We start from the raw sequence: 20,113 nt of genomic DNA on the forward strand, positions 1-20,113 counted from the left end.
GGGCGTAGTAAGTAGAATATTGCCCTTAAAAATTAGGTTTTATGATAACCTAACTTCATATTACACAAGAATAAATATAAAGCCACGGCGTTTTACTGAACTATGTAAAAAAAACGTTATTTTTTTCTTAAGGGATTTTTTATGTCTTCTACTACCCCAGTTATCTTTGACCACGATGGTGGTATTGACGATTTATTATCGTTAATACTTTTACTGCGTTTGCCTAATATTGATGTGGTGGGTGTCACTATTACGCCGGCCGACTGTTATCCTGATGATGCTTTGCTTAGCACTCGTAAAATTCTAACATTGACAGGGAACACTCATATTCCCGTGAGTGTAGGGCAGTTAACCGGCCCAAATCCGTTTCCGCCTGAATGGCGGGCTCAGCCTAAAATGTGCCATGCTACACCTTTGATGTTGCGTACGTCTCATGATGAAGTGAAAGTAGAAACCAAGGCCGCTCATGAATGGATGCAAAGTGCATTAGCTCATGCTGCTGAGCCTGTCACCGTGTTAATGACTGGCCCTGCAACTAACTTAGCCGCCGCGTTAACCCAAAATCCAGACCTGGTAGATAATGTACAAAAGGTAGTGTGGATGGGTGGTGCGGTGAAGGTTAAAGGCAATGTGGCTATGCATGATCATGACGGTTCAGCAGAGTGGAATGCATATTGGGACCCTAAGGCGACCAAAGCATTGGTAGTTAGTGGCGTAGACCTGCTATTGGTGCCTTTAGATGCCACAAACGATTTGCCAGTTAGTTGGGATTTCTTGCGGCAGCTTGCGGTAAAAAATACGCCAGTATCAGACCTATCTGGTCAATTCTGGGCGTCTACGGTAACGTCTATTCCATCTTATGAATTTACGTATTTTTTATGGGATATTCTTTCTACTTGTATCTTAGCGTTGCCAGAAGAAAAGTTACGTATTGAAACCGGTCAGGTTGCAGTAAGCACAACCACGCCGAATGCTGGTCATACATACCTCTGTGGCAAATCAGGGAGCTCAATCTCTTGGGTGGCAAGTGTTGATGCTGATTATGTTCGCGAAATGGTAATTCATTATTTAAGTGGAGAGTTTTGTCAATCACCAGTGCCATTTGTTAAATAATTGTTATATATTTCTAATCCTATGTGATTATCATGGAGTTTTAGATGGCAGTTTTAAAGAAGATAGTTTTAGGTGTGGGCTTACTGATTGGTTTGGTGGTTGTGGTTGGGCTGTTCCTGCCAAAGCAATATAAAGTTGAAAGAAGTATTTTGATTAATGCGCAACCTGAAGAAATTTATCCCGATGTCGTCGATTTACGGGCATGGCAAAACTGGGGCGTTTGGTTTCAACGGGACCCTAGTATGGAAATCGATTACTCCGGACCAGATAGAGCTATTGGAATGATGTCATCTTGGAAAAGCGTGACGGAAGGCAATGGGGAGATGAAAATTACCGATTTAGAACACAATAAAAAGGTAGTTTACTCATTGGCTTTTCCTGAATGGGAAATGGGTTCGACAGGTTCATTGGTAATATCGCCCGCAGGTGAGGCTACCAAAGTAACATGGGTTGACTCCGGCGACGTTGGTAACAATATTATCAGCCGCTACTTCGTACTTATGATGGATGGCATGATTGGGCCAGATTTCGAAATGGGATTAGAAAATTTGAAAACTGTTGTAGAAAATAAAGGGTAGTAATTTAGCCTAGATTTTACCTTAGCGCCAAAGCGCCAAATGATCTTCACTACAGACTAAGCCGAGTTCGCTTATATGGATATTTTCCGAAGCGAACTCGGCTTTTTTCATTTTCGGCGGTAGAAAATTAAACAAGTGACTTTTTAGTGCCGCTAGCTGATGTTATTGATGTTACAGAGACACCCACGTTTAGAAATAATATAAGGCGTTATCAAGACACCCTTGTTTTGAAGCATTAATCATCCGTTATAGAGACACCCATGTTTAGCAATAATAAAAGGCGATATCAAGACACCCATGGTGAGTAACCAGAGTAACCAGGACACCCACGTTATTTTGTACATCTATACTGTTTTACAGAGACACCCATGGTTTCGCAGCAAATAGTGCGTTTATCAAAGTGCGGTTATCAAGACACCCATGCTTAGGTCGTTTGATTTTTATGATGGGTGTCTCGATAAGTTTTGGGGTTTAGATTCGCCTAATTGGTAAGATTATTCAGAGGGTTAGTGCGATATATTACCCTTAAACACTGCATGATCGAGTTTTGAGTTGCTTTAGTATAAAGTCTGTTAAGTAAAGCTGAAGTGGTTGGCGTCGGGCTTATAGATAAGCACTAATCGTGATTGTGTTAACACATCTTGGGAATGGACATGCTGGGAAACAAACGTCGCTTAATAATAGGTCTAGCTTTTAATAAATTAGCCGACTTATTAGCATCTGCAAAAACCACATTACCTGCACTACTAATCTCCCTAGGAGCTCCAAGTTGGATGGTGATGTGGTTGGTGCCAATTCGCGAATCTGGGGCATTGTTGCCGCAAGCATTAATTGGTGTCTATTTACGAAAGAAAAGCGCTAGACACCATGTCTGGCGGCTCGGTATGGCCATACAAATCTCAGCAATATGTACCATGTTAGCTGCTGCGCTTGTCACTGAAGGTTCTGTGGCGGGGTTAATTATACTCGCATCGCTTGTGTTTTTAAGTTTAGGCCGTTCTGCTAGCTCTCTTACCGTAAAAGACATGGAAGCAGATGTCAGTCAAAAAGGTGAACGAGGCAAGTTAGTTGGTTTAGCATCCACGGCTTCCGGTGTGATGACATTGTGCGCCGCAGTTCCTCTCGTGTATTTTAAAGAAGAGCTTGAAGGCTATTCAGTCTTTATCCTGCTTGCATCGTCAGCACTTGCATTTTGTATCACGCTGTTTTTAATGTTTTCGATAAAAACTCATGTTGAAATAGAAAAGTCTCAAAATAAGTCGTTGTTTAATTGGCGTTTTGACAATACGGTATATCGGTTCGTTTTTGTGCGGGGGCTGTTCGTTCATTCTGCGCTAGTGGCGCCATATTTCATGTTGGAAAGTTCTCAAAATGCTCAGTCTTTACTTCCTTTTTATCTTGCCGCACAAGCCCTTGCGTCAATGCTTTCTTCGTTTCTTTGGGGGAAAATTGCAGATAAGAGTGCTCGATTTACCCTGCAATTGTCAGGGGGCTTGGCACTCATAGCCTGTATTGGTTTACTTGCTATGCAGCCTGAAAGTTTGTGGATGTCTGCAGGTTTGTTTTTTATTCTATCAATCGCTCATGCTGGCGTGCGAACAGGGCGCAAAACTTACAGCCTAGATATTAAAGATGGACAAGACAGAACTGAATTAGTTGGTTTTTCAAATACGGCTATAGGCCTTATATTGCTTAGCTTTGGTGGCTTATACGCGATTGTATCGTCATTTATCGACTTTTCAGTAGTGTATATTATGGCAGCAATGCTGGCTGTGGCAATTTGTACTACGCTTATGTTACCAAAAGAAAAATAAGAACAGAGGAGGTAAAGCGCTGTGCGAACTACTGTGATTGCATTTCTAAAGCCCGGTTTATATCTCAGTTGGCATCGGGAAAACGTGGCTTTAGTAATCAAGTTTGGTCTCAAATATGTCTTATAAACAGCATATAATAAATAAATCGGCTGCATTGCCAGTTAAGGATCCTGAAGAATTAGAAGGGTATCTTAATGCGTTTTTAGATATATCAGTTGACCCCGTATTTATTAAAGACGGTGAGGGTAAACTTTTAGTCGCTAACAATGCCTTTTGTGAGCTTGTGAACGTTTCTCGAGCAAAACTGATTGGAAAAATCTTTTCAGATGAAATATACCCTCAAGAGTTTTTGAAGCTGGCGCAACGCGACGCGCAAGTTTTAGATACTGGCGAGGATAAGGTCATAGAGCAAACCCTGAAAGGAAAAGGTAACAAAGTAAGTGTAGTACTCGCTAAATTAAGCAGATTTATCGACCGCAATAATAGACCATTTATTGTTGGTGTCATTCGCGATGTGACCAAACGCAGGCAGAATGAATTAAGAGAAACCACACGTAGTGAAGTGTTAGAGCTCATTACCAACGGAGAGCCTTTAAAAGTGGTATTGAATGCCATTGTCAGTGTGGTTGAGCTTAATAATCCAAAAATGATGTGCAGTATCTTGATTCTTGATGAGTCTGGGAGCCATTTACGAAGTGGAACTGGAGCAAGCCTTCCAGATTTTTACAATGATGCGATCAATGGGGTAGAGATAGGTATTGGCGTAGGTTCCTGTGGTACAGCAGCGTTTAAAAATGAACGTGTCATCGTGGCTGATATTCAAACACACCCTTACTGGGAAAATTTTAAAGCGGTAGCTGAACGCGCTAATTTAGGTGCCTGCTGGTCTGAACCCATTCGCTCTGCACAAGGCACTGTACTTGGCACTTTTGCCATTTATCACTCGAGTATTAATTACCCTTCTGACGCTGATCTTGCGCTAATTGAGCAAACGGCTAGCTTAGCAAGTATCGCTATCGAAAAAAATCGTTCTGAAGAGTCATTAAAGCGCGCTGCCAGCGTTTTTACTCATGCGAACGAAGGCATTATTATTACCGACGCCTCAGCGACTATTATTGAAGTGAACGATACGCTTTGTCGAATCACAGGCTACAGCAAATCGGAAGTGCTAGGGAAAAATCCTAGAATTCTTCAATCGGGTCGTCATGCTACGCAGTTTTATAAAAACATGTGGAATACGCTGAATACAGATGGGCACTGGAGAGGTGAGATTTGGAATCGACGTAAGGATGGTGAAATTTACCCTGAAATGGTCACAATAAGTGTAGTTAAAAACGCGGAAGGGCAGGTTCAACACTATGTGTCGCTTTCAACCGATATATCAGACATTAAACTCAATGAAGGTAAGTTAGAGCGTATAGCGCATTATGACTTGCTGACCAATTTACCTAACAGAGTGTTGCTTGCTAAGCGCCTTAATCAAGCCATTAAGCACAGTCAGATGCAGCAAAATTCATTGGCCGTCGCATTCATGGATTTAGACGGCTTTAAGGCGATTAATGATAATTACGGGCATGACATCGGTGATCAGTTCTTAGTTGAAGTCTCTAATAGTTTAAAAGACAGCTTGAGAGCGGGCGATACAATTGCACGTATTGGCGGTGACGAGTTTATTATTATTATGGTTAACCTGAATGAGTTCAGTGACTGTGAGCATGTTTTGAATCGACTGCTTAAATCTGCCTCTTCACAAGTCAAAGTTGCCGATGCGGTAATGCAAGTGTCGGCCAGTATTGGAGTAACTGTTTTTCCTCAAGATAACGTAGATGCAGATCAGTTGATACGGCATGCAGATCAAGCCATGTACGTTGCAAAACAGGGAGGTAAGAACCGATATCATCAGTTCGATTTAGAGCAAGATAATGCGATTAACACCTATAACAAGTGTATTGATAATGTGCGCATTGCTCTAGAGCGAAACGAATTTGTCTTGCACTACCAGCCCAAGGTGAATATGAGCTCTGGTGAGGTCATTGGCGTAGAAGCTTTGATCCGCTGGGAGCATCCCGAAAGTGGCCTAATTCCTCCGCTCGATTTTTTGCCCGTTATTGAAGGTCACGGTATTAGTTTGCAAGTAGGAGAGTGGGTTATTGATGCAGCTTTAACTCAAATTTCGCACTGGCAGAATCGCGGCATTTCATTACCGGTAAGTGTGAACATTAGTGCACATCAATTACAGCAGGACAATTTTACATCTCGGTTAGAAACCCTTTTATCGGCTCATCCTGAAGTAGATCCAAGCTATTTAGAGCTAGAAATTTTGGAAACCAGCGCGCTGCAAGATACCTTTCAAGTATCTTCAACAATGAATGCGTGTCACGATTTAGGGGTGAGCTTTGCTTTAGATGATTTTGGTACTGGCTACTCATCACTTACTTATCTGAAACGTTTGCCAGCCTACTTAATTAAAATTGATCAAAGCTTTGTGCGAGATATGTTAGATGATACTGATGATTTAGCGATTGTTGAAGGTGTGGTGGGTTTGGCAAAAACGTTTAAACGAGAAGTGATTGCGGAAGGCGTAGAGTCGGTTGAGCACGGCGTTGCTCTTGTTAGCTTGGGTTGTGAGTTAGCACAAGGGTATGGCATTGCTAAGCCTATGCCAGCTAGTCAAGTAGCTCAATGGCTAACAACCTGGGGAGCTAACGAGGCGTGGTTGGCATTAAGCGGTGACCGGGAGCCTGTTTGAGCGCAGAATGACCAAGACACCCATTAGAGTATTTAAAAGATTAATGGGACATCCACCCAATTACCAAGACACCCATCGCAAAAACGCTATCAGGGCTACCTTATTTTACGAAGACACCCATGTTTAAATTTATAGTAAAAATAAGAAGATACGAGAGATACGAGGACAGCCACCTTAATATTGGTTTGAGTCTCATACTTACTCCATTAGATGCGGTGGGTGTCTCGATAATTCGTTAGCCGTGCAAAGATAGAAATTCACCAAGCACTTTGCTCAAAAAATATATATGGACGTAATAAGGCCACTTAGGCGGTTGAAGAAAGGTTTGTAGAGCCGCAGTAGTATATTTCAGATAGGTCTTAAAATTAGCTTTATAAGTTGAAGAGAAGGTAAATTAACAAAGTTTTTTAGTTTTTTGACTCATTGCTGGAGCAGATAAAGGGCATTAACAAGTGATGGAAAGTAGTTTCGCGTTTTTTATACCTCTCGCTCGCTGTCGATTGGTGTTCTGCTTAAATCCCCTCATTGTAGTCTCACAACCAGCTGCATAACTAAACAGCTTTTCAAAGCGGGTTGTAAGTGACTGCCAGTGAACCTGACTAATCCCCAACCGTGATAATATTGGGGCGTAATTGCTATGAATATAACCAGGCTTGTCATCACGAATGATTCTTCCGGTTGTATCAACGAGTTCAAGGTAATCACTCAGTTTAATTGGTATTTCTTTTCTATCGGGTTGTCTATGTTCCCTTGAAAAAGGCAATAATGCAGAAGTTTTCAGTTTGCTTTTTACTGCTTGTAAACGTGCGTAAATACTGGTGTACCTAGAATTTTCAGGCGTTGTCGCTATATTAGCTCTAACGGGGTTTAAGTCCACGTAAGCCATACAGGAAAGTAGGGCGCTCTCATTTAATAAAGCTTGAGATTTAAATCTGCCTTCCCAAAATCGCCCCGTACACTCATCCTCTGTATTAGCTGCCCTAGCGATAAATTCATTAAGGTTTCGCATAAACCAACTAATGTCATATAGGCGCCGGCGGTATACTTCAGCGGTATCGGCTACGGCTTTTATTTCTGCATCCGAGAGGCGCTCACCCTTAAGATATCTCTGGGTAAGCAGAGTGCCTTTATGGATACGGTGCCATTGAGTTAGAACTTTTTCTAGGCTCCATGAATTGGCACTTTGTTTATCAACATGCAGGACTACATGGACGTGATTGCTCATCACCGCATAAGCACAAATGTCAATGGAGTATACCGAAGCTAACTCTAATAAGCGGCGCTCTACCCAGCCCCTTCGATGTTCGAAGCTTTTCCCCGAATGCTGATCAACACCGCATAGGTAACATTGTCTAACGCAGCGTGAAACGCAGTGATAATAAGGAGTATCAGCAAGGCTGATTTGGCTGCGTCTTGATTGCGGCACGGTTAATATCCAGTAAATTCATTTACGTCCATGCTAGCAATCAACTGTAATTGATGAACCTGTATCTTAGGTGTGAATTAATCGGATTAACTCTTTGTATTATTGTGGGTGTCCGGTTAGCTGACCTTTACTATGGGTGTCTTGATAGTACTTTATTGATAGCGCTTAGCGCCAAGCTCAACATAAAGTAAAATTAATTTGTTTTGGTAAGCAATGCGTTAGCAACTTTAGACATTGGCTTTCTGTTTAATACAGAAGAGATAAATTCAGTGGCAACAAGCAGCTTATCCATACTTACGCCACTTTCAATTCCAAGTCCATTTAGCATATACAGAACGTCTTCTGTCGCCACGTTTCCGCTGGCGCCTTTAGCATATGGGCAGCCCCCAAGGCCTGCGACAGCGCTATCTATGCTCGATATACCAAATTGTAGCGCGGTGTAGATATTAACTAGTGCTTGGCCATAGGTGTCATGAAAGTGGACGGCTAAGTCGGCAACAGGTACGTGGTGGCAAACGTTTTCGAGCAAACGAGCAGTAGATGCCGGAGTGCCGGTTCCAATGGTGTCGCCAAGTGAAATTTCATAGCAGCCCATATCATGTAACGCCTTTGATACTAACGCTACTGATTCGCTGGCAATTTCTCCTTCGTACGGGCAGCCCATCACACAAGAAACGTAACCCCTAACTGGGATTTTATGCGTGTTTGCGGCCGCAATAACGGGCTCGAATCTTTTTAGGCTTTCACTGATTGAGCAGTTGATATTTTTTTGAGAAAAAGATTCAGAAGCAGCGCCAAATATAGCAACTTCATCTACGCCAACAGACAGCGCAGCTTCAAACCCTTTTAGGTTAGGGATCAAGGCTGAATAGATAACATCATTGGCTCGGCTAATTCCATTGAAAACTGCGTCAGAATCTGCCATTTGAGGAACCCACTTGGGAGAAACAAAGCTGCCAGCTTCAATACGCTTTAAACCACTTGCGCTAAGCAAATTGATGAGATGTATTTTGTCTTTAGCGCTAAGAATCGCTTTTTCATTTTGTAACCCGTCACGAGCACCAACTTCTACGATCCTCACATTCGAGGGAAAGTGGGTCGCAAGGTTAGTGGCCGATTTTACGATGGGTGTCTTCATAGCGGTTTCCACACTCATTCAACTTCTGACTCAGAATCGAAATTAATTAGCACTGAGCCTCCATCCACCAACTCACCAGGCTGATAATAATAGCCTTGCACCACACCGTCGCAAGGCGCTGTAATACTATGTTCCATCTTCATGGCCTCCATAATAAGTAGCGGTGCACCTTTTTTAACGCTAGCACCAACCTCAACTAAATGAGCCACCACGGTACCATTCATTGGTGCATCTAAGCTTGCGCCACTATGGTTATCGTCATCCCCCATATCAGGTGCTAAGACCTTGAAATGGCAGTGTGAGTCTTGACTAAATAAGCCAAATTGCCCCTCGTTGTTCGAGAAATGGTATGTCCGCCTTACTCCATCTACAAAGGCGATTAATTTATCACCGGCAAGATGACCAGTTGCTTCGATGCTTTCGCTTTCCGTGATTACATTAAGGGAAATACCTTTTTGATTCAGGGTATTACCTGATTGGGCGATATGTCTTATTGTGATTGAGTGAACTTCGTCACCCACCATAATAGAGAGGGATTCTTGATATCCCATGTTGGGGCGCCAGGAGCCAACAATCCCCCAAGGTGAGTGCAGTGAATGACTCTTCGCTGTACTTTGATTACGTGAAAGTACAGACAAAAGTGCCATTGCGGGAAGCTCGGCATCTACTAATTGGCTCTTATTTTTGAACAGGGTGTCAGTGTGTTTATCAATAAACGTTGTGGTTAGTTCAGCGCTAGTGAAAGGCGCACTTGAAGCCACGTCGATAAGAAAATCTATATTCGTGGTCACGCCGTCAATATGATATTGCTTAAGTGCACTAACTAATTGTTTTAAAGCAGCTTCTCTGTTCTCACCCCACACAACGAGTTTAGATATCATCGGGTCGTAATAAACGCTAATGTCGTCACCTTGCTGCACGCCGGTATCAATACGTACTTTACTTGATGATCCTTGGCTAGATATCGTGGGTGTCTCGTTAGGCGACTGGCTTGATATCGTGGGTGTCTCGTTAAGCGACTGGCTTGATATCGTGGGTGTCTTGATAAGCGAGAGCGTGCCGCTGGCGGGCAAGAAATCATTGTTGGGATCTTCGGCGTAAATACGCGCTTCGAATGCGTGTCCCGTTAGCGTTAATTCTGATTGGGTCTTGGGCAGGGTTTTTCCTTCTGCTACATCAAGCTGCCAGCGAACCAAGTCTTCACCGGTAATCATTTCCGTAACAGGGTGCTCTACTTGCAAGCGGGTATTCATTTCCATGAAATAGAACGAGCCGTCTTCGTCATACAAAAACTCAACGGTGCCCGCACCTACATAATTAATCGCTTTGGCAGCTTGAAGGGCCGCTTCGCCCATTTGCTGACGAATATTGGCAGGAAAATTAGGTGCAGGTGCTTCTTCTATCACTTTTTGATGACGACGCTGTACTGAGCAATCACGTTCGAATAGATACACACCGTTACCATGGGTGTCACAGAAAACTTGTATCTCAACATGGCGAGGACGAGTAAGGTACTTTTCAACCAGCATATGTTCATCGCCAAAGCTTGCCATCGACTCTCTTTTTGCTGCACTTAGCGCCGCCGAAAACTTGCTTTCTTTCCACACTTGGCGCATGCCTTTACCACCGCCGCCAGCCGCTGCTTTGAGTAACACAGGGTAGCCCATAGCATCGCTGGCTTGTTTTAAGGTAGCCTCATCTTGATCATCTCCGTGATAACCAGGCACCAAAGGCACGCCGGCATCTTCCATAATTTTCTTAGCCGCAGATTTAGATCCCATGGCTTCTATGGCAGACGCAGGTGGGCCTACAAATATAATATCGTGCGCGGCACATGCTTTGGCAAATTCGGCATTTTCAGATAAAAAACCATATCCAGGATGAATGGCATCTACACCTAGCTTTTTGGCGTATTCAATAATTGCAGTTCCGCGCAAATAGCTATCTTTCGAGGGGGCCGGGCCTAAATAAACCGCTTCATCTGCCTGTAAAACGTGTAAGGCATTTGCATCAGCGTCTGAATAAACCGCCACCGTTTGAATACCCATGGCTTTGGCTGTACGCATCACTCGGCATGCAATTTCGCCGCGATTAGCAATCAGTAGTTTTTTGATCATGCTTGTTTCTCCTGCCACGCTGGGGGGCGTTTTTCGATGAAAGCCCCCAAGCCTTCTTGCCCTTCTTTCGAGGTTCTTATTTTGGCAATTTGCTTACTCGTATCGTCAAGTAACTCTGCATCAATAGGCGCGTTGGCAACCTGTTGCACTAAGGCTTTGGCTTGCGATACCGCCACGGGTCCATTTTTTGAAATTTGGCTAATAATATCGTCAATTGTGCTATCAAGTTCATCTTCGGTCACTGCCTCGCTAAGCAGTCCTAGCCTCCGAGCTCGGCGGGCAGAGAAGACTTCTGCGGTTTGAAAATAGCGCCTACACACCCGCGCCCCCATGGCTTCTATCACGTAAGGGCTGATAGTGGCGGGAATGAGGCCTATTTTTACTTCGCTTAAACAGAACTTGCTTAATTTGCTTCCAATGGCAATATCGCAGCAAGCAATAAGACCAACCGCGCCGCCAAATGCCGCCCCTTTCACGCGGGCAATAGTGGGCTTTGGCAAGGTGTATAAGGTGTGTAACATAGTAGCCAGCGCCATTGCGTCGATATGATTTTTGGCTTCATCGTACTGCGCCATGCGCTTCATCCACTCTAAGTCGGCACCAGCACTGAAGCTCTTTCCTTTGCCTTGTAAAACAACGGCGCGAACGCTGCTGTCGTTGCCAGCGCGCATAAATAGCTCGGTTAACGTAGCTATCATGTCATCGTTGAATGCATTGTGTTTGTCAGCGCGGTTTAACGTAATAAGGGCAACGTTTCTTTCGTCTACGTGATAAGTAACTGCTTGTTCCATAATAAATTCCCCTCAACTACATGCGAAAGACACCGAAGCGGGTGTCGGGTATAGGTTGATTTAATGCCGCAGATAACGATAAGCCTAACACTGTGCGGGTATCAGCAGGGTCGATAACGCCGTCGTCCCATAATCTGGCTGAAGCATAATATGGATGTCCTTGTTTCTCGTAGGTGTCGATAACCGGTTGTTTGATGGCGTGCTCTTGTTCGTCGGTCCAGGCTTCACCTGCACGTTCTTTTTGATCCCGCTTTACTTGAGCGAGCACGCCAGCGGCTTGTTCGCCGCCCATTACTGATATGCGAGCGTTAGGCCACATGAATAGAAATCTGGGGTCGTATCCACGGCCACACATGCCGTAGTTTCCCGCACCAAAACTACCGCCAATTAATACAGTGATTTTCGGTACTTGGGCACACGCAACGGCAGTAACCATTTTGGCTCCGTGTTTAGCTATCCCGCCATGTTCGTACTGTTTCCCCACCATGAAACCAGTGATATTTTGTAAAAATACGAGGGGAATTTTACGCATTGCACACAACTCAACAAAGTGTGCGCCTTTTAGCGCGCTTTCGCCGAATAAGATGCCGTTATTGCCGATGATGCCTACCGGGTAGCCGAAGATGCGCGCAAATCCACACACCAACGTAGTGCCGTATAAGGGTTTAAATTCATCGAAGTCTGAATCATCTACTACCCGTGCGATAATTTCTCGCACATCGTAAGTTTGTTTTGAGTCGGCAGGCACAATGCCGTAAATCTCTTTAGCATCGAAGCGTGGGGGCTTCGGTTCTGCCACATCTAATGCAACATGTTTGGTACGGTTAAGCCTAGAAACTGCATTTCTTGCAAGAGATAGTGCGTGATGATCGTTATTGGCCAAGTGGTCTGCCACACCTGAAATACGGGTATGCACATCACCGCCGCCAAGCTCTTCGGCACTTACCACTTCACCTGTTGCTGCTTTCACCAGTGGTGGTCCACCTAAAAAGATGGTGGCTTGCTCTTTTACAATAATGCTCTCGTCAGCCATGGCGGGCACGTAGGCACCGCCAGCTGTACATGACCCCATTACCACCGCAATTTGTGGAATATTTTTTGCCGACATATTGGCTTGGTTAAAGAAAATACGACCAAAGTGTTCTTTGTCGGGAAACACTTCATCTTGATAGGGTAGGTTCGCACCGCCTGAATCTACCAAGTAAATACACGGCAGGTTATTTTCTTCTGCAATGGTTTGTGCGCGTAAGTGTTTTTTCACAGTAAGCGGGTAGTAACTGCCGCCTTTTACCGTGGCATCATTAGCCACTATCATGCACTCAATACCTTCCACGCAACCTATGCCGGCTACTACGCCCGCGCAGGGTACATAATCGTCGTACACATCCCACGCCGCCAATTGGCCTATTTCCAAAAAGGGGGTGTTGTCGTCAATTAAGGCGTTAATTCTGTCTCGGGGAAGTAATTTTCCGCGTGATTGATGGCGTTCGGCAGCTTGTGCCCCGCCACCTAATGAAACTTGTTCTATTTTTGCAACCAAGTCATTTACTTGTGCTTGCATATGCTGCGCATTGGCAACAAAGGTGTCTGATTTTGTATTTATCTTTGAACGTAGAACGGGCATACCCCCTCCTGTTTGTTCAGTGCGACCTTATGAGCCGCACAGTCTGTCGTTAAGAGCAAAAAGCTGAACTGACACGTTATATTTATTATTTTGATTCGTTAAACAGTTCGCGGCCAATAAGCATTCGGCGAATTTCTGAGGTACCGGCACCAATTTCATACAACTTGGCATCTCTTAATAATCTGCCCGTGGAATACTCGTTGATATAACCGTTTCCACCTAAAAGCTGAATGGCGTCTAAGGCCATCTTGGTGGCTAATTCTGCAGAATATAAAATGGCGCCAGCGGCGTCTTTTCGGGTGGTATCACCACGGTCGCAAGATTTTGCAACGGTATACACATACGCTCTGGCGGCGTTCATTTGCGTATACATATCGGCTATTTTGCCCTGAACAAGTTGAAATTGACCAATAGATTGGCCGAATTGCTCTCTGTCATGAATATAAGGTACAACCACGTCCATACAGGCTTGCATAATGCCCAAGGGGCCACCAGACAGTACCAATCGCTCGTAATCTAATCCGCTCATGAGCACCCGTACGCCTTCGCCTTCTTTACCCAGAATATTTGCTGCAGGTACTTCACAGTCTTGAAATACAAGTTCACAGGTGTTTGAAGAACGCATGCCTAATTTGTCGAGTTTTTGTGCGCGGGTAAAGCCAGGGAAATCACGCTCTACAATAAATGCGGTAATGCCTTTAGGGCCGGCTTGAGGGTCTGTTTTTGCGTAAATGACAAAGGTATGGGCATCTGGACCATTGGTGATCCACATTTTATTGCCGTTTAGGATGTATTTATCGCCGCGCTTTTCAGCACGCAGCTTCATACTCACTACATCTGAACCTGCATTAGGTTCACTCATGGCTAACGCACCAATGTGCTCACCCGACACTAATTTATGCAGATATTTCTCTCGCTGTTCGTCGTTGCCATTTCTAAAAATCTGGTTTACGCATAAATTAGAATGCGCACCATAGCTCAGGCCAATACCCGCTGATGCGCGGCTTACTTCTTCCATTGCTATGGTATGGGCTAAATAACCCATATCGGCGCCGCCATATTGCTCAGATACCGTAACTCCCAACAAACCCATTTCACCCAGCTTGGGCCATAATGCATTGGGGAATTGGTTATTAGCGTCGGCTTCTTCTGCTAACGGGGCAATTTCATTTTGTGCAAACTGGAAGACTTGATCGCGCAATAAATCGATATCTTCGCCAAGATCAAAGTTTAATGTAGGGTAGGAGGTATTCATGCAATTTTTCCTTGTTCTAATTCCGCTAGCTCTTCACGGCATCGAGCTTCTACTTCATCGAGTTCTTGCATCAGGCTTTGAATATCCTCAAGTTGCTGATGAAGTACAGCCCGTTTTTGTGCGGTCATTTCTAACATGGTGCCTAGCTGAACGGCGGAATTGCCATTGGTGTCGTACATTTCGAATAAGGTTTTAACTTCTGCTAAGGAAAACCCCAATCGTTTCCCTCTAAGAATGAGCATTAATCTCACTCTATCTTTGTTGTCATACACACGGTTTTGCCCGGTACGCTTTGGGCTAAGCAGCCCTTGCTCTTCATAAAAGCGAATGGATCGGTGAGTTATATCGAACTCTTTTGCCAGTTCACCTATCGCGAATACCGACTCTTTCTCGTTGTTATTCATAACACGTACCTTTGGTCTTATGTCGTTGTCTTGTGCTGTTTACAAAAAGACTTTCCCTGAATGTAAGGGGATTCTTGACACTAAATATATTGAGGTTTACGTTAACGTTAATTACCTTTTACGTTAAGGTAAAGTAACATTTTGCTAACGTCAATTTTTCATATGTGAGATAGTTCGCTTATCTAAACATGGGTGTCTACATTTTTATACGAAAGTAAAGTTAGATGAATATTATTCCATAAATTACAACTGGTTAGGAGTTCAAGTGATGAGTAGTGAAACAATAGTGATCGTAGCAGCGAAGCGCACACCAATGGGGGGCTTCAATGGAAGTCTGTCTGGGGTAGCCGCCACCGAACTAGGTGCCACTGCCATTAAGTCGGTGTGCGATACATTCGATGTAAGCCACGTTGATGAAGTTATTATGGGGTGCGTTTTACCTGCTGGCTTAGGTCAAGCGCCCGCTCGTCAAGCATCGTTAGGCGCAGGCCTTCCTCTTAGCGCAGGCGTAACCACCATTAACAAAGTGTGTGGATCTGGTTTAAAAGCGGTAATGCTGGCTCACGATTTAATAAAGGCCGGTAGCGCTGAAGTGGTTGTCGCAGGTGGGTTCGAAAGTATGAGCAATGCACCTTACATGTTGCCAAAGGCAAGAACAGGCTATCGCATGGGACACGGACAAGTACTCGACCATATGATGTTAGATGGTCTTGAAAATGCTTACGATGGAAAGGCGATGGGATGTTTTGCGCAAGATACTGCGGATGCTGAAAACATTACGCGAACTCAAATGGATGAATTCGCGCTTAGTTCGCTTTCAAAAGCCAATGAAGCTATTAACAGCGGTAGTTTCAAAGATGAAATCGTGAATGTGACTATCTCAGGCCGCAAAGGCGATGTAGTGGTTGATACTGACGAAGGCCCAGGTTCAGCACGACCAGAAAAGATCCCATCCCTTCGCCCTGCATTTAAAAAGGATGGCACGGTAACCGCAGCAAATTCCAGCTCTATTTCAGATGGTGCGGCGGCGTTACTCGTGATGAGTGAGTCTAAAGCACACGCGCTGGGATTAGCCCCACTTGCTAAAGTGGTAGCCCATGCTACACATTCTATAGAGCCAGAAAATTTCACAGTAGCGCCTGTTGGAGCAATGGAAAATGTACTTTCTAAAGCAGGCTGGTCTAAAGATGAAGTCGACTTGTTCGAAATTAATGAAGCCTTTGCCATGGTTACTATGTTGGCAGTTCAAAAGCTGGGATTAGACGAGCGAAAAGTGAATATAAAAGGCGGCGCATGTGCGCTTGGTCATCCGATTGGCGCATCGGGTGCACGAATTTTGGTTACCTTGCTGCACGCGCTTAATCAAAAGAAAGCGAAAAAAGGCATTGCCTCTTTATGTATTGGAGGTGGGGAAGGCGTAGCACTAGCGGTTGAAATGCTATAAGCAGCATGCTTGATTGATGTCAAAAAAGCATGACTTTGAAGTAAATGGCACCACAACCCGGTGCCATTTGTGTTTTAATTATCCTAACAAAGCGTTCATTATTCGTCATTGCATAGATTCGTTTTATTATAGACGAGTGTCGAATAATTAAACGGATTTTTCAGCAAGCAGCAACTATGAAACGAAATGGCGGGTAAATTGCCTAAATTTTGGCTGAATGTGTTGGTATCGTGATTTTTTAGTTTAGACCGATGTTGCATTTGCAGGCGCTAAGTTAGATACTCTGGTATGCGATTTTTCGCATTTTACGTATTTGTATTTAGGTGGTCTTTTTGATTTCTTTCAGGTGTTTACGCCTTGTCTTCTTCGCAATTTTGCTTACGCTTTCTTACTCAGTGGAAATAGCAGCACAAGCGCTTCAACAGAATATTTCTCAACCGCAATCGACAAACAACACGGCTTCTCGTGAGGTGACGTATTGTGTCGATCCCGATTGGGCACCTTACGAAGCCATACGAAATAATAACCATGTTGGTATTTCTGCCGATTATATTAATACTATTTCCGAGCTCTCTGGCTTAACCTTCAAGCTAGTGCCAACTGAATCATGGGAACAAAGTTTGGCATTCGTACAGGAAGGTACCTGCCAAGTTATCTCCATGCTGAACGTTTCTGACTTTAGAAAACAGTTTCTTTATTTTTCCGCGCCTTACTTTGAAGCACCCAATATTTTAGTTGCCCGTTCAGGCACGCCTATTTTACAAGGTTACGCAGGCATTGGTCACCGGACTGTTGGGGTAGTGAAGGGCTACAGGCAAGTAGAGTATATTTCTAGGCATTATCCTGAGCTAAGGCTTAAGTTAGTACAAACAGAAAGTGAAGGGCTTGCTGAACTGGCAAGAGGAGACATCGACGTTATGGTGGGCTCGTTATTAAGCGTAAACACGCATATCAATAATCAAAAGATAGATAACGTGAGCATTGTGGGTTACGCGGAGCCGTTCGATTCACTTGCGTTTGGTGTTAACAAATCTTCTCGCGACATTATTCCTATCTTGAACACTGCAATTGCCACTATTCCAGAGAATCGAAAGGTTGATATTTATAAGCAGTGGAATAACGTTCAGGTTCGTTATGAGCGGGATTATTTTAAACTTGTGGTAACCACGTGCTTCGTATTGCTGGCCATTATTTGCCTAGTGTGGCGCAATAGAACAGTGTCACAATTTAAACGTTTAACAAAGCAGAAGAATGATGAAATAGAATCGTTGCAAACGACGTTGTTAGACAGAAATCGTACCCTAGAGTTTTTGTCAGCCCACGATACTCTTACTGGGCTATATAACCGCAATCATATGATTCAAAAAGCGGAAGAAGAAATCTCTCGCTTCCACCGCTTTCATACTACCGCATCGTTAATTGTTGTGGAGATTGAGGTTAAGCGCGATTGTCGGGGTGAATTAAACGAGTTCGATAGAGAAAATATTTTAAAACAGGTTGCGTCCCAATGTCTTGCGACCGTAAGAGAAGTCGATATAGTGTCACGCTTCACCGGTGAGCAGTTCATCATTTTATGCCCACAAACCGCCTTAGATGCAGGACGGGTTCTCGCTGATCGACTTGTAGAATGTATCGACGAAGACGTGCTTACCAAAAATACTAAAATGCAAGTCAGTGCGGGCTTAGCAGAACTAAAAGAGAGTGAAAACTTCACCGATTGGTTTGAGCGCACAACGAAGGCCTTGTATCACTCAAAAAGATTGGGCATAGCGAAGGTATCAATAGCAGACTAGCGTGGTACAAAGTGACGCTTAGCCTGCTGCAGTAAACCTTTCTCAAACCATGCTTGGCGGTTTAGATTTGCGATGCAATTGCTAGCGCTTTAAATAATAGGTTCGTAATGCCATTGGTGCGAGTCATAATGTATATGGGCTCGCTCATACTCACGCTCTGAGCGCCAATTACGATTGTTCAATTTAGCTGTTACACCAGGGTACAGCTTCTTATTGGCAATAAGCTTAATATCTTGTTGGTACTGAACTTTTGCATCGCTGATTTCTAGCACTTTCGACTCAATCCAATCAAGCAATGCGTTTTCGTTGTTAAACATTTCAAGCGCCTCAGCCACTTTTGTTTTAAGTTCTTTAGGCACTTTTTTACTTTTCAAAATATCAATTTTTTCTTTGTGCTTGCTATTGTTTTCACGTAGTTGGCGCACAAGTTCGTCAAGCGCATCTTTACGTTCAAGTAGCTGTGCGAAACCAGGGCTAAAATCGACTTTAAGCATGCTGCCAGATACCGCACCCAGGGTGCCGGCCTCTATTCTATCTTGACTTACAATATCGCAAGCAAACAAGTTGCCCATTGGTTTGTCTATTTGGCCCACAATAACGGCGCCACCACAGTGAAGCTTACTATAAGCTAATTGACGGCCAACGGTAATGTTGCCTGAACACTGAATTTCGATACCTTGACCATGCTGAACGTGAATACTGCCTTTCGCTATGAGGTGGCAGTTGAATTCACCTGCGCTATCATTGACTTTCCCCATTGCACCTTCGGTGATAATAATATCGCCACCAGACTCAATGTGAGCAGACTCGACAAAACCGTTTATGGTAACGTCGCCTTCTGCTTTAATTTGCATTTTTTCTGTCACGTCGCCATTAACCAGCACTGCGCCTTCATAATTTACGTGACCCGTACCTACATTGACTCCATTACAAATATAGGTGTCGTCGATATTCATAGTTTGGTCTTGGTATTTCGGCATGCCAGCAATGGATGACACTAATAAATTTTGATCGTTGTCAGCCTGAACGGTACCGGTGCCTTTGCGAAATTCTACCCACTCACCAGGAATGGGAGGTAGCTTGGTACCGCGCACATCAAAACCACTTCTGCCTAAGGTAGGCTCTGTTCTGCGAAGTACAGGGGTGTCTACTTTTACACAGATAACCTCACCCAGGTTGCGCATATCAACCCGCTCACCTTCGTTGGTTTGCGGTTTTAATATGCGTTCAAGCGCATTGGGAACTAACGGAATAAATCGCGATGAGCGGCCATTCCTAGCAGGTAGACCCTTTGATACTGTACGCTCGATGATGGTGCCTGGAGGTGATTTTCGTGCTTCCACTAACATGGCTTCGATAACGCGTGTGCCAAGGCCTCGATGTATATTGTTTTTTAAGGCTAAAGACTTAATGGTGTTTAACGTGGGGGATTTGCCACCGTAGGGTGATGTGATCACAAGGTTGGCCGTCATTGCGTCTTCAGGAATACGAAACTCTATTTCGGCGTTCCTTCTCTCACCAACGCGCTCTTGGACTACGGTGTTGTCACCGGTTTTGAAGTAATGATTAGCAGTATCGCAAGCCGATTTTAAAGCCGCATCAGAAACATATAACCGTTTAGTTTCACCGGTTGCTAACTCCGTTTTTACTTGGCGTATGTCTATTTCTTTAGAAAACTCTGAAGGGTTTAGTGTCAGGTTTATATAGGTTCTTGTTTTATCGAAGCTTATTGTTACGCCGTTCATTACTACATTCATCCTTTGAGCAGTCTTGCTTACTTTTCTATAGTCAATATCGACCTTAACGCTGCAGACTTAAGCGTGTTTATGCATTATTGCAGAGAACAGTAACGCATTAGACATAAGTT

14 protein-coding genes are annotated in these 20,113 nt (G+C 44.0%); 6 read left to right on the top strand and 8 right to left on the bottom strand.

Going from position 1 to position 20,113, the window contains the following annotated elements:
* Positions 1-141: 141 nt before the first annotated feature.
* The 4 genes from ALT761_RS07740 to ALT761_RS07755 all read left to right on the top strand — a co-directional run bounded on the left by ALT761_RS07740 (position 142) and on the right by ALT761_RS07755 (position 6,254).
* Entirely contained in the window at positions 142-1,113 is a 972-nt protein-coding gene (locus tag ALT761_RS07740) for a nucleoside hydrolase (protein ID WP_129737768.1), read from the top strand.
* A gap of 44 nt (positions 1,114-1,157) precedes the next feature.
* Positions 1,158-1,691, top strand: coding sequence for an SRPBCC family protein (locus ALT761_RS07745; protein WP_129737770.1), 534 nt, complete (start codon positions 1,158-1,160; stop codon positions 1,689-1,691).
* Between the two features lie 653 nt (positions 1,692-2,344).
* A complete protein-coding gene (locus tag ALT761_RS07750; RefSeq protein ID WP_129737772.1) occupies positions 2,345-3,505 on the top strand; it encodes an MFS transporter in 1,161 nt (386 codons plus the stop codon).
* A gap of 115 nt (positions 3,506-3,620) precedes the next feature.
* Positions 3,621-6,254 (top strand): bifunctional diguanylate cyclase/phosphodiesterase, encoded by a 2,634-nt coding sequence (locus tag ALT761_RS07755; RefSeq protein WP_129737774.1) that lies wholly within the window; start codon positions 3,621-3,623, stop codon positions 6,252-6,254.
* A 445-nt stretch (positions 6,255-6,699) separates the two neighbouring features.
* Here ALT761_RS07755 and ALT761_RS07760 read toward each other — a convergent pair whose 3' ends face one another.
* The 7 genes from ALT761_RS07760 to ALT761_RS07790 form a co-directional block, all read right to left on the bottom strand.
* Entirely contained in the window at positions 6,700-7,680 is a 981-nt protein-coding gene (locus ALT761_RS07760; protein ID WP_129737776.1) for a transposase, read from the bottom strand.
* 193 nt (positions 7,681-7,873) lie between these two features.
* Entirely contained in the window at positions 7,874-8,818 is a 945-nt protein-coding gene (locus ALT761_RS07765) for a hydroxymethylglutaryl-CoA lyase (protein WP_129737778.1), read from the bottom strand.
* A 14-nt stretch (positions 8,819-8,832) separates the two neighbouring features.
* Positions 8,833-10,935, bottom strand: coding sequence for an acetyl/propionyl/methylcrotonyl-CoA carboxylase subunit alpha (locus ALT761_RS07770; protein ID WP_129737780.1), 2,103 nt, complete (start codon positions 10,933-10,935; stop codon positions 8,833-8,835).
* Positions 10,932-11,726 (bottom strand): enoyl-CoA hydratase/isomerase family protein, encoded by a 795-nt coding sequence (locus tag ALT761_RS07775; RefSeq protein ID WP_129737782.1) that lies wholly within the window; start codon positions 11,724-11,726, stop codon positions 10,932-10,934. Before ALT761_RS07775 ends, ALT761_RS07770 begins: the two co-directional genes overlap by 4 nt.
* Positions 11,727-11,742: 16 nt before the next feature.
* Positions 11,743-13,350: a carboxyl transferase domain-containing protein gene (locus ALT761_RS07780; RefSeq protein WP_129737784.1), complete on the bottom strand. Its 1,608-nt coding sequence runs from the start codon at positions 13,348-13,350 to the stop codon at positions 11,743-11,745.
* Positions 13,351-13,435: 85 nt separating this feature from the next.
* On the bottom strand, positions 13,436-14,605 hold the full coding sequence (locus ALT761_RS07785) for an isovaleryl-CoA dehydrogenase (RefSeq protein ID WP_129737786.1): 1,170 nt from the start codon (positions 14,603-14,605) through the stop codon (positions 13,436-13,438).
* Positions 14,602-15,009, bottom strand: a complete 408-nt coding sequence (locus tag ALT761_RS07790) for a MerR family transcriptional regulator (RefSeq protein ID WP_013784514.1) — start codon at positions 15,007-15,009, stop codon at positions 14,602-14,604. The genes ALT761_RS07785 and ALT761_RS07790 overlap by 4 nt, the downstream gene beginning before the upstream one ends.
* Before the next feature lie 268 nt (positions 15,010-15,277).
* On the opposite strand from ALT761_RS07790, the gene ALT761_RS07795 reads away from it, so the two are divergent.
* On the top strand, positions 15,278-16,453 hold the full coding sequence (locus ALT761_RS07795; protein ID WP_129737788.1) for a thiolase family protein: 1,176 nt from the start codon (positions 15,278-15,280) through the stop codon (positions 16,451-16,453).
* A 323-nt stretch (positions 16,454-16,776) separates the two neighbouring features.
* Complete coding sequence (locus ALT761_RS07800) at positions 16,777-18,246, top strand: diguanylate cyclase (RefSeq protein ID WP_232043561.1); 1,470 nt, start codon at positions 16,777-16,779, stop codon at positions 18,244-18,246.
* Between the two features lie 89 nt (positions 18,247-18,335).
* Here the strand turns inward: ALT761_RS07800 and ALT761_RS07805 are convergent, their stop codons facing one another.
* Entirely contained in the window at positions 18,336-19,991 is a 1,656-nt protein-coding gene (locus tag ALT761_RS07805) for a FapA family protein (RefSeq protein WP_129737792.1), read from the bottom strand.
* Between the last annotated feature and the right edge of the window lie 122 nt (positions 19,992-20,113).

The sequence above is a fragment of the Alteromonas sp. 76-1 genome, from assembly GCF_900654235.1.
Taxonomy (GTDB): Bacteria; Pseudomonadota; Gammaproteobacteria; order Enterobacterales; family Alteromonadaceae; genus Alteromonas; species Alteromonas naphthalenivorans.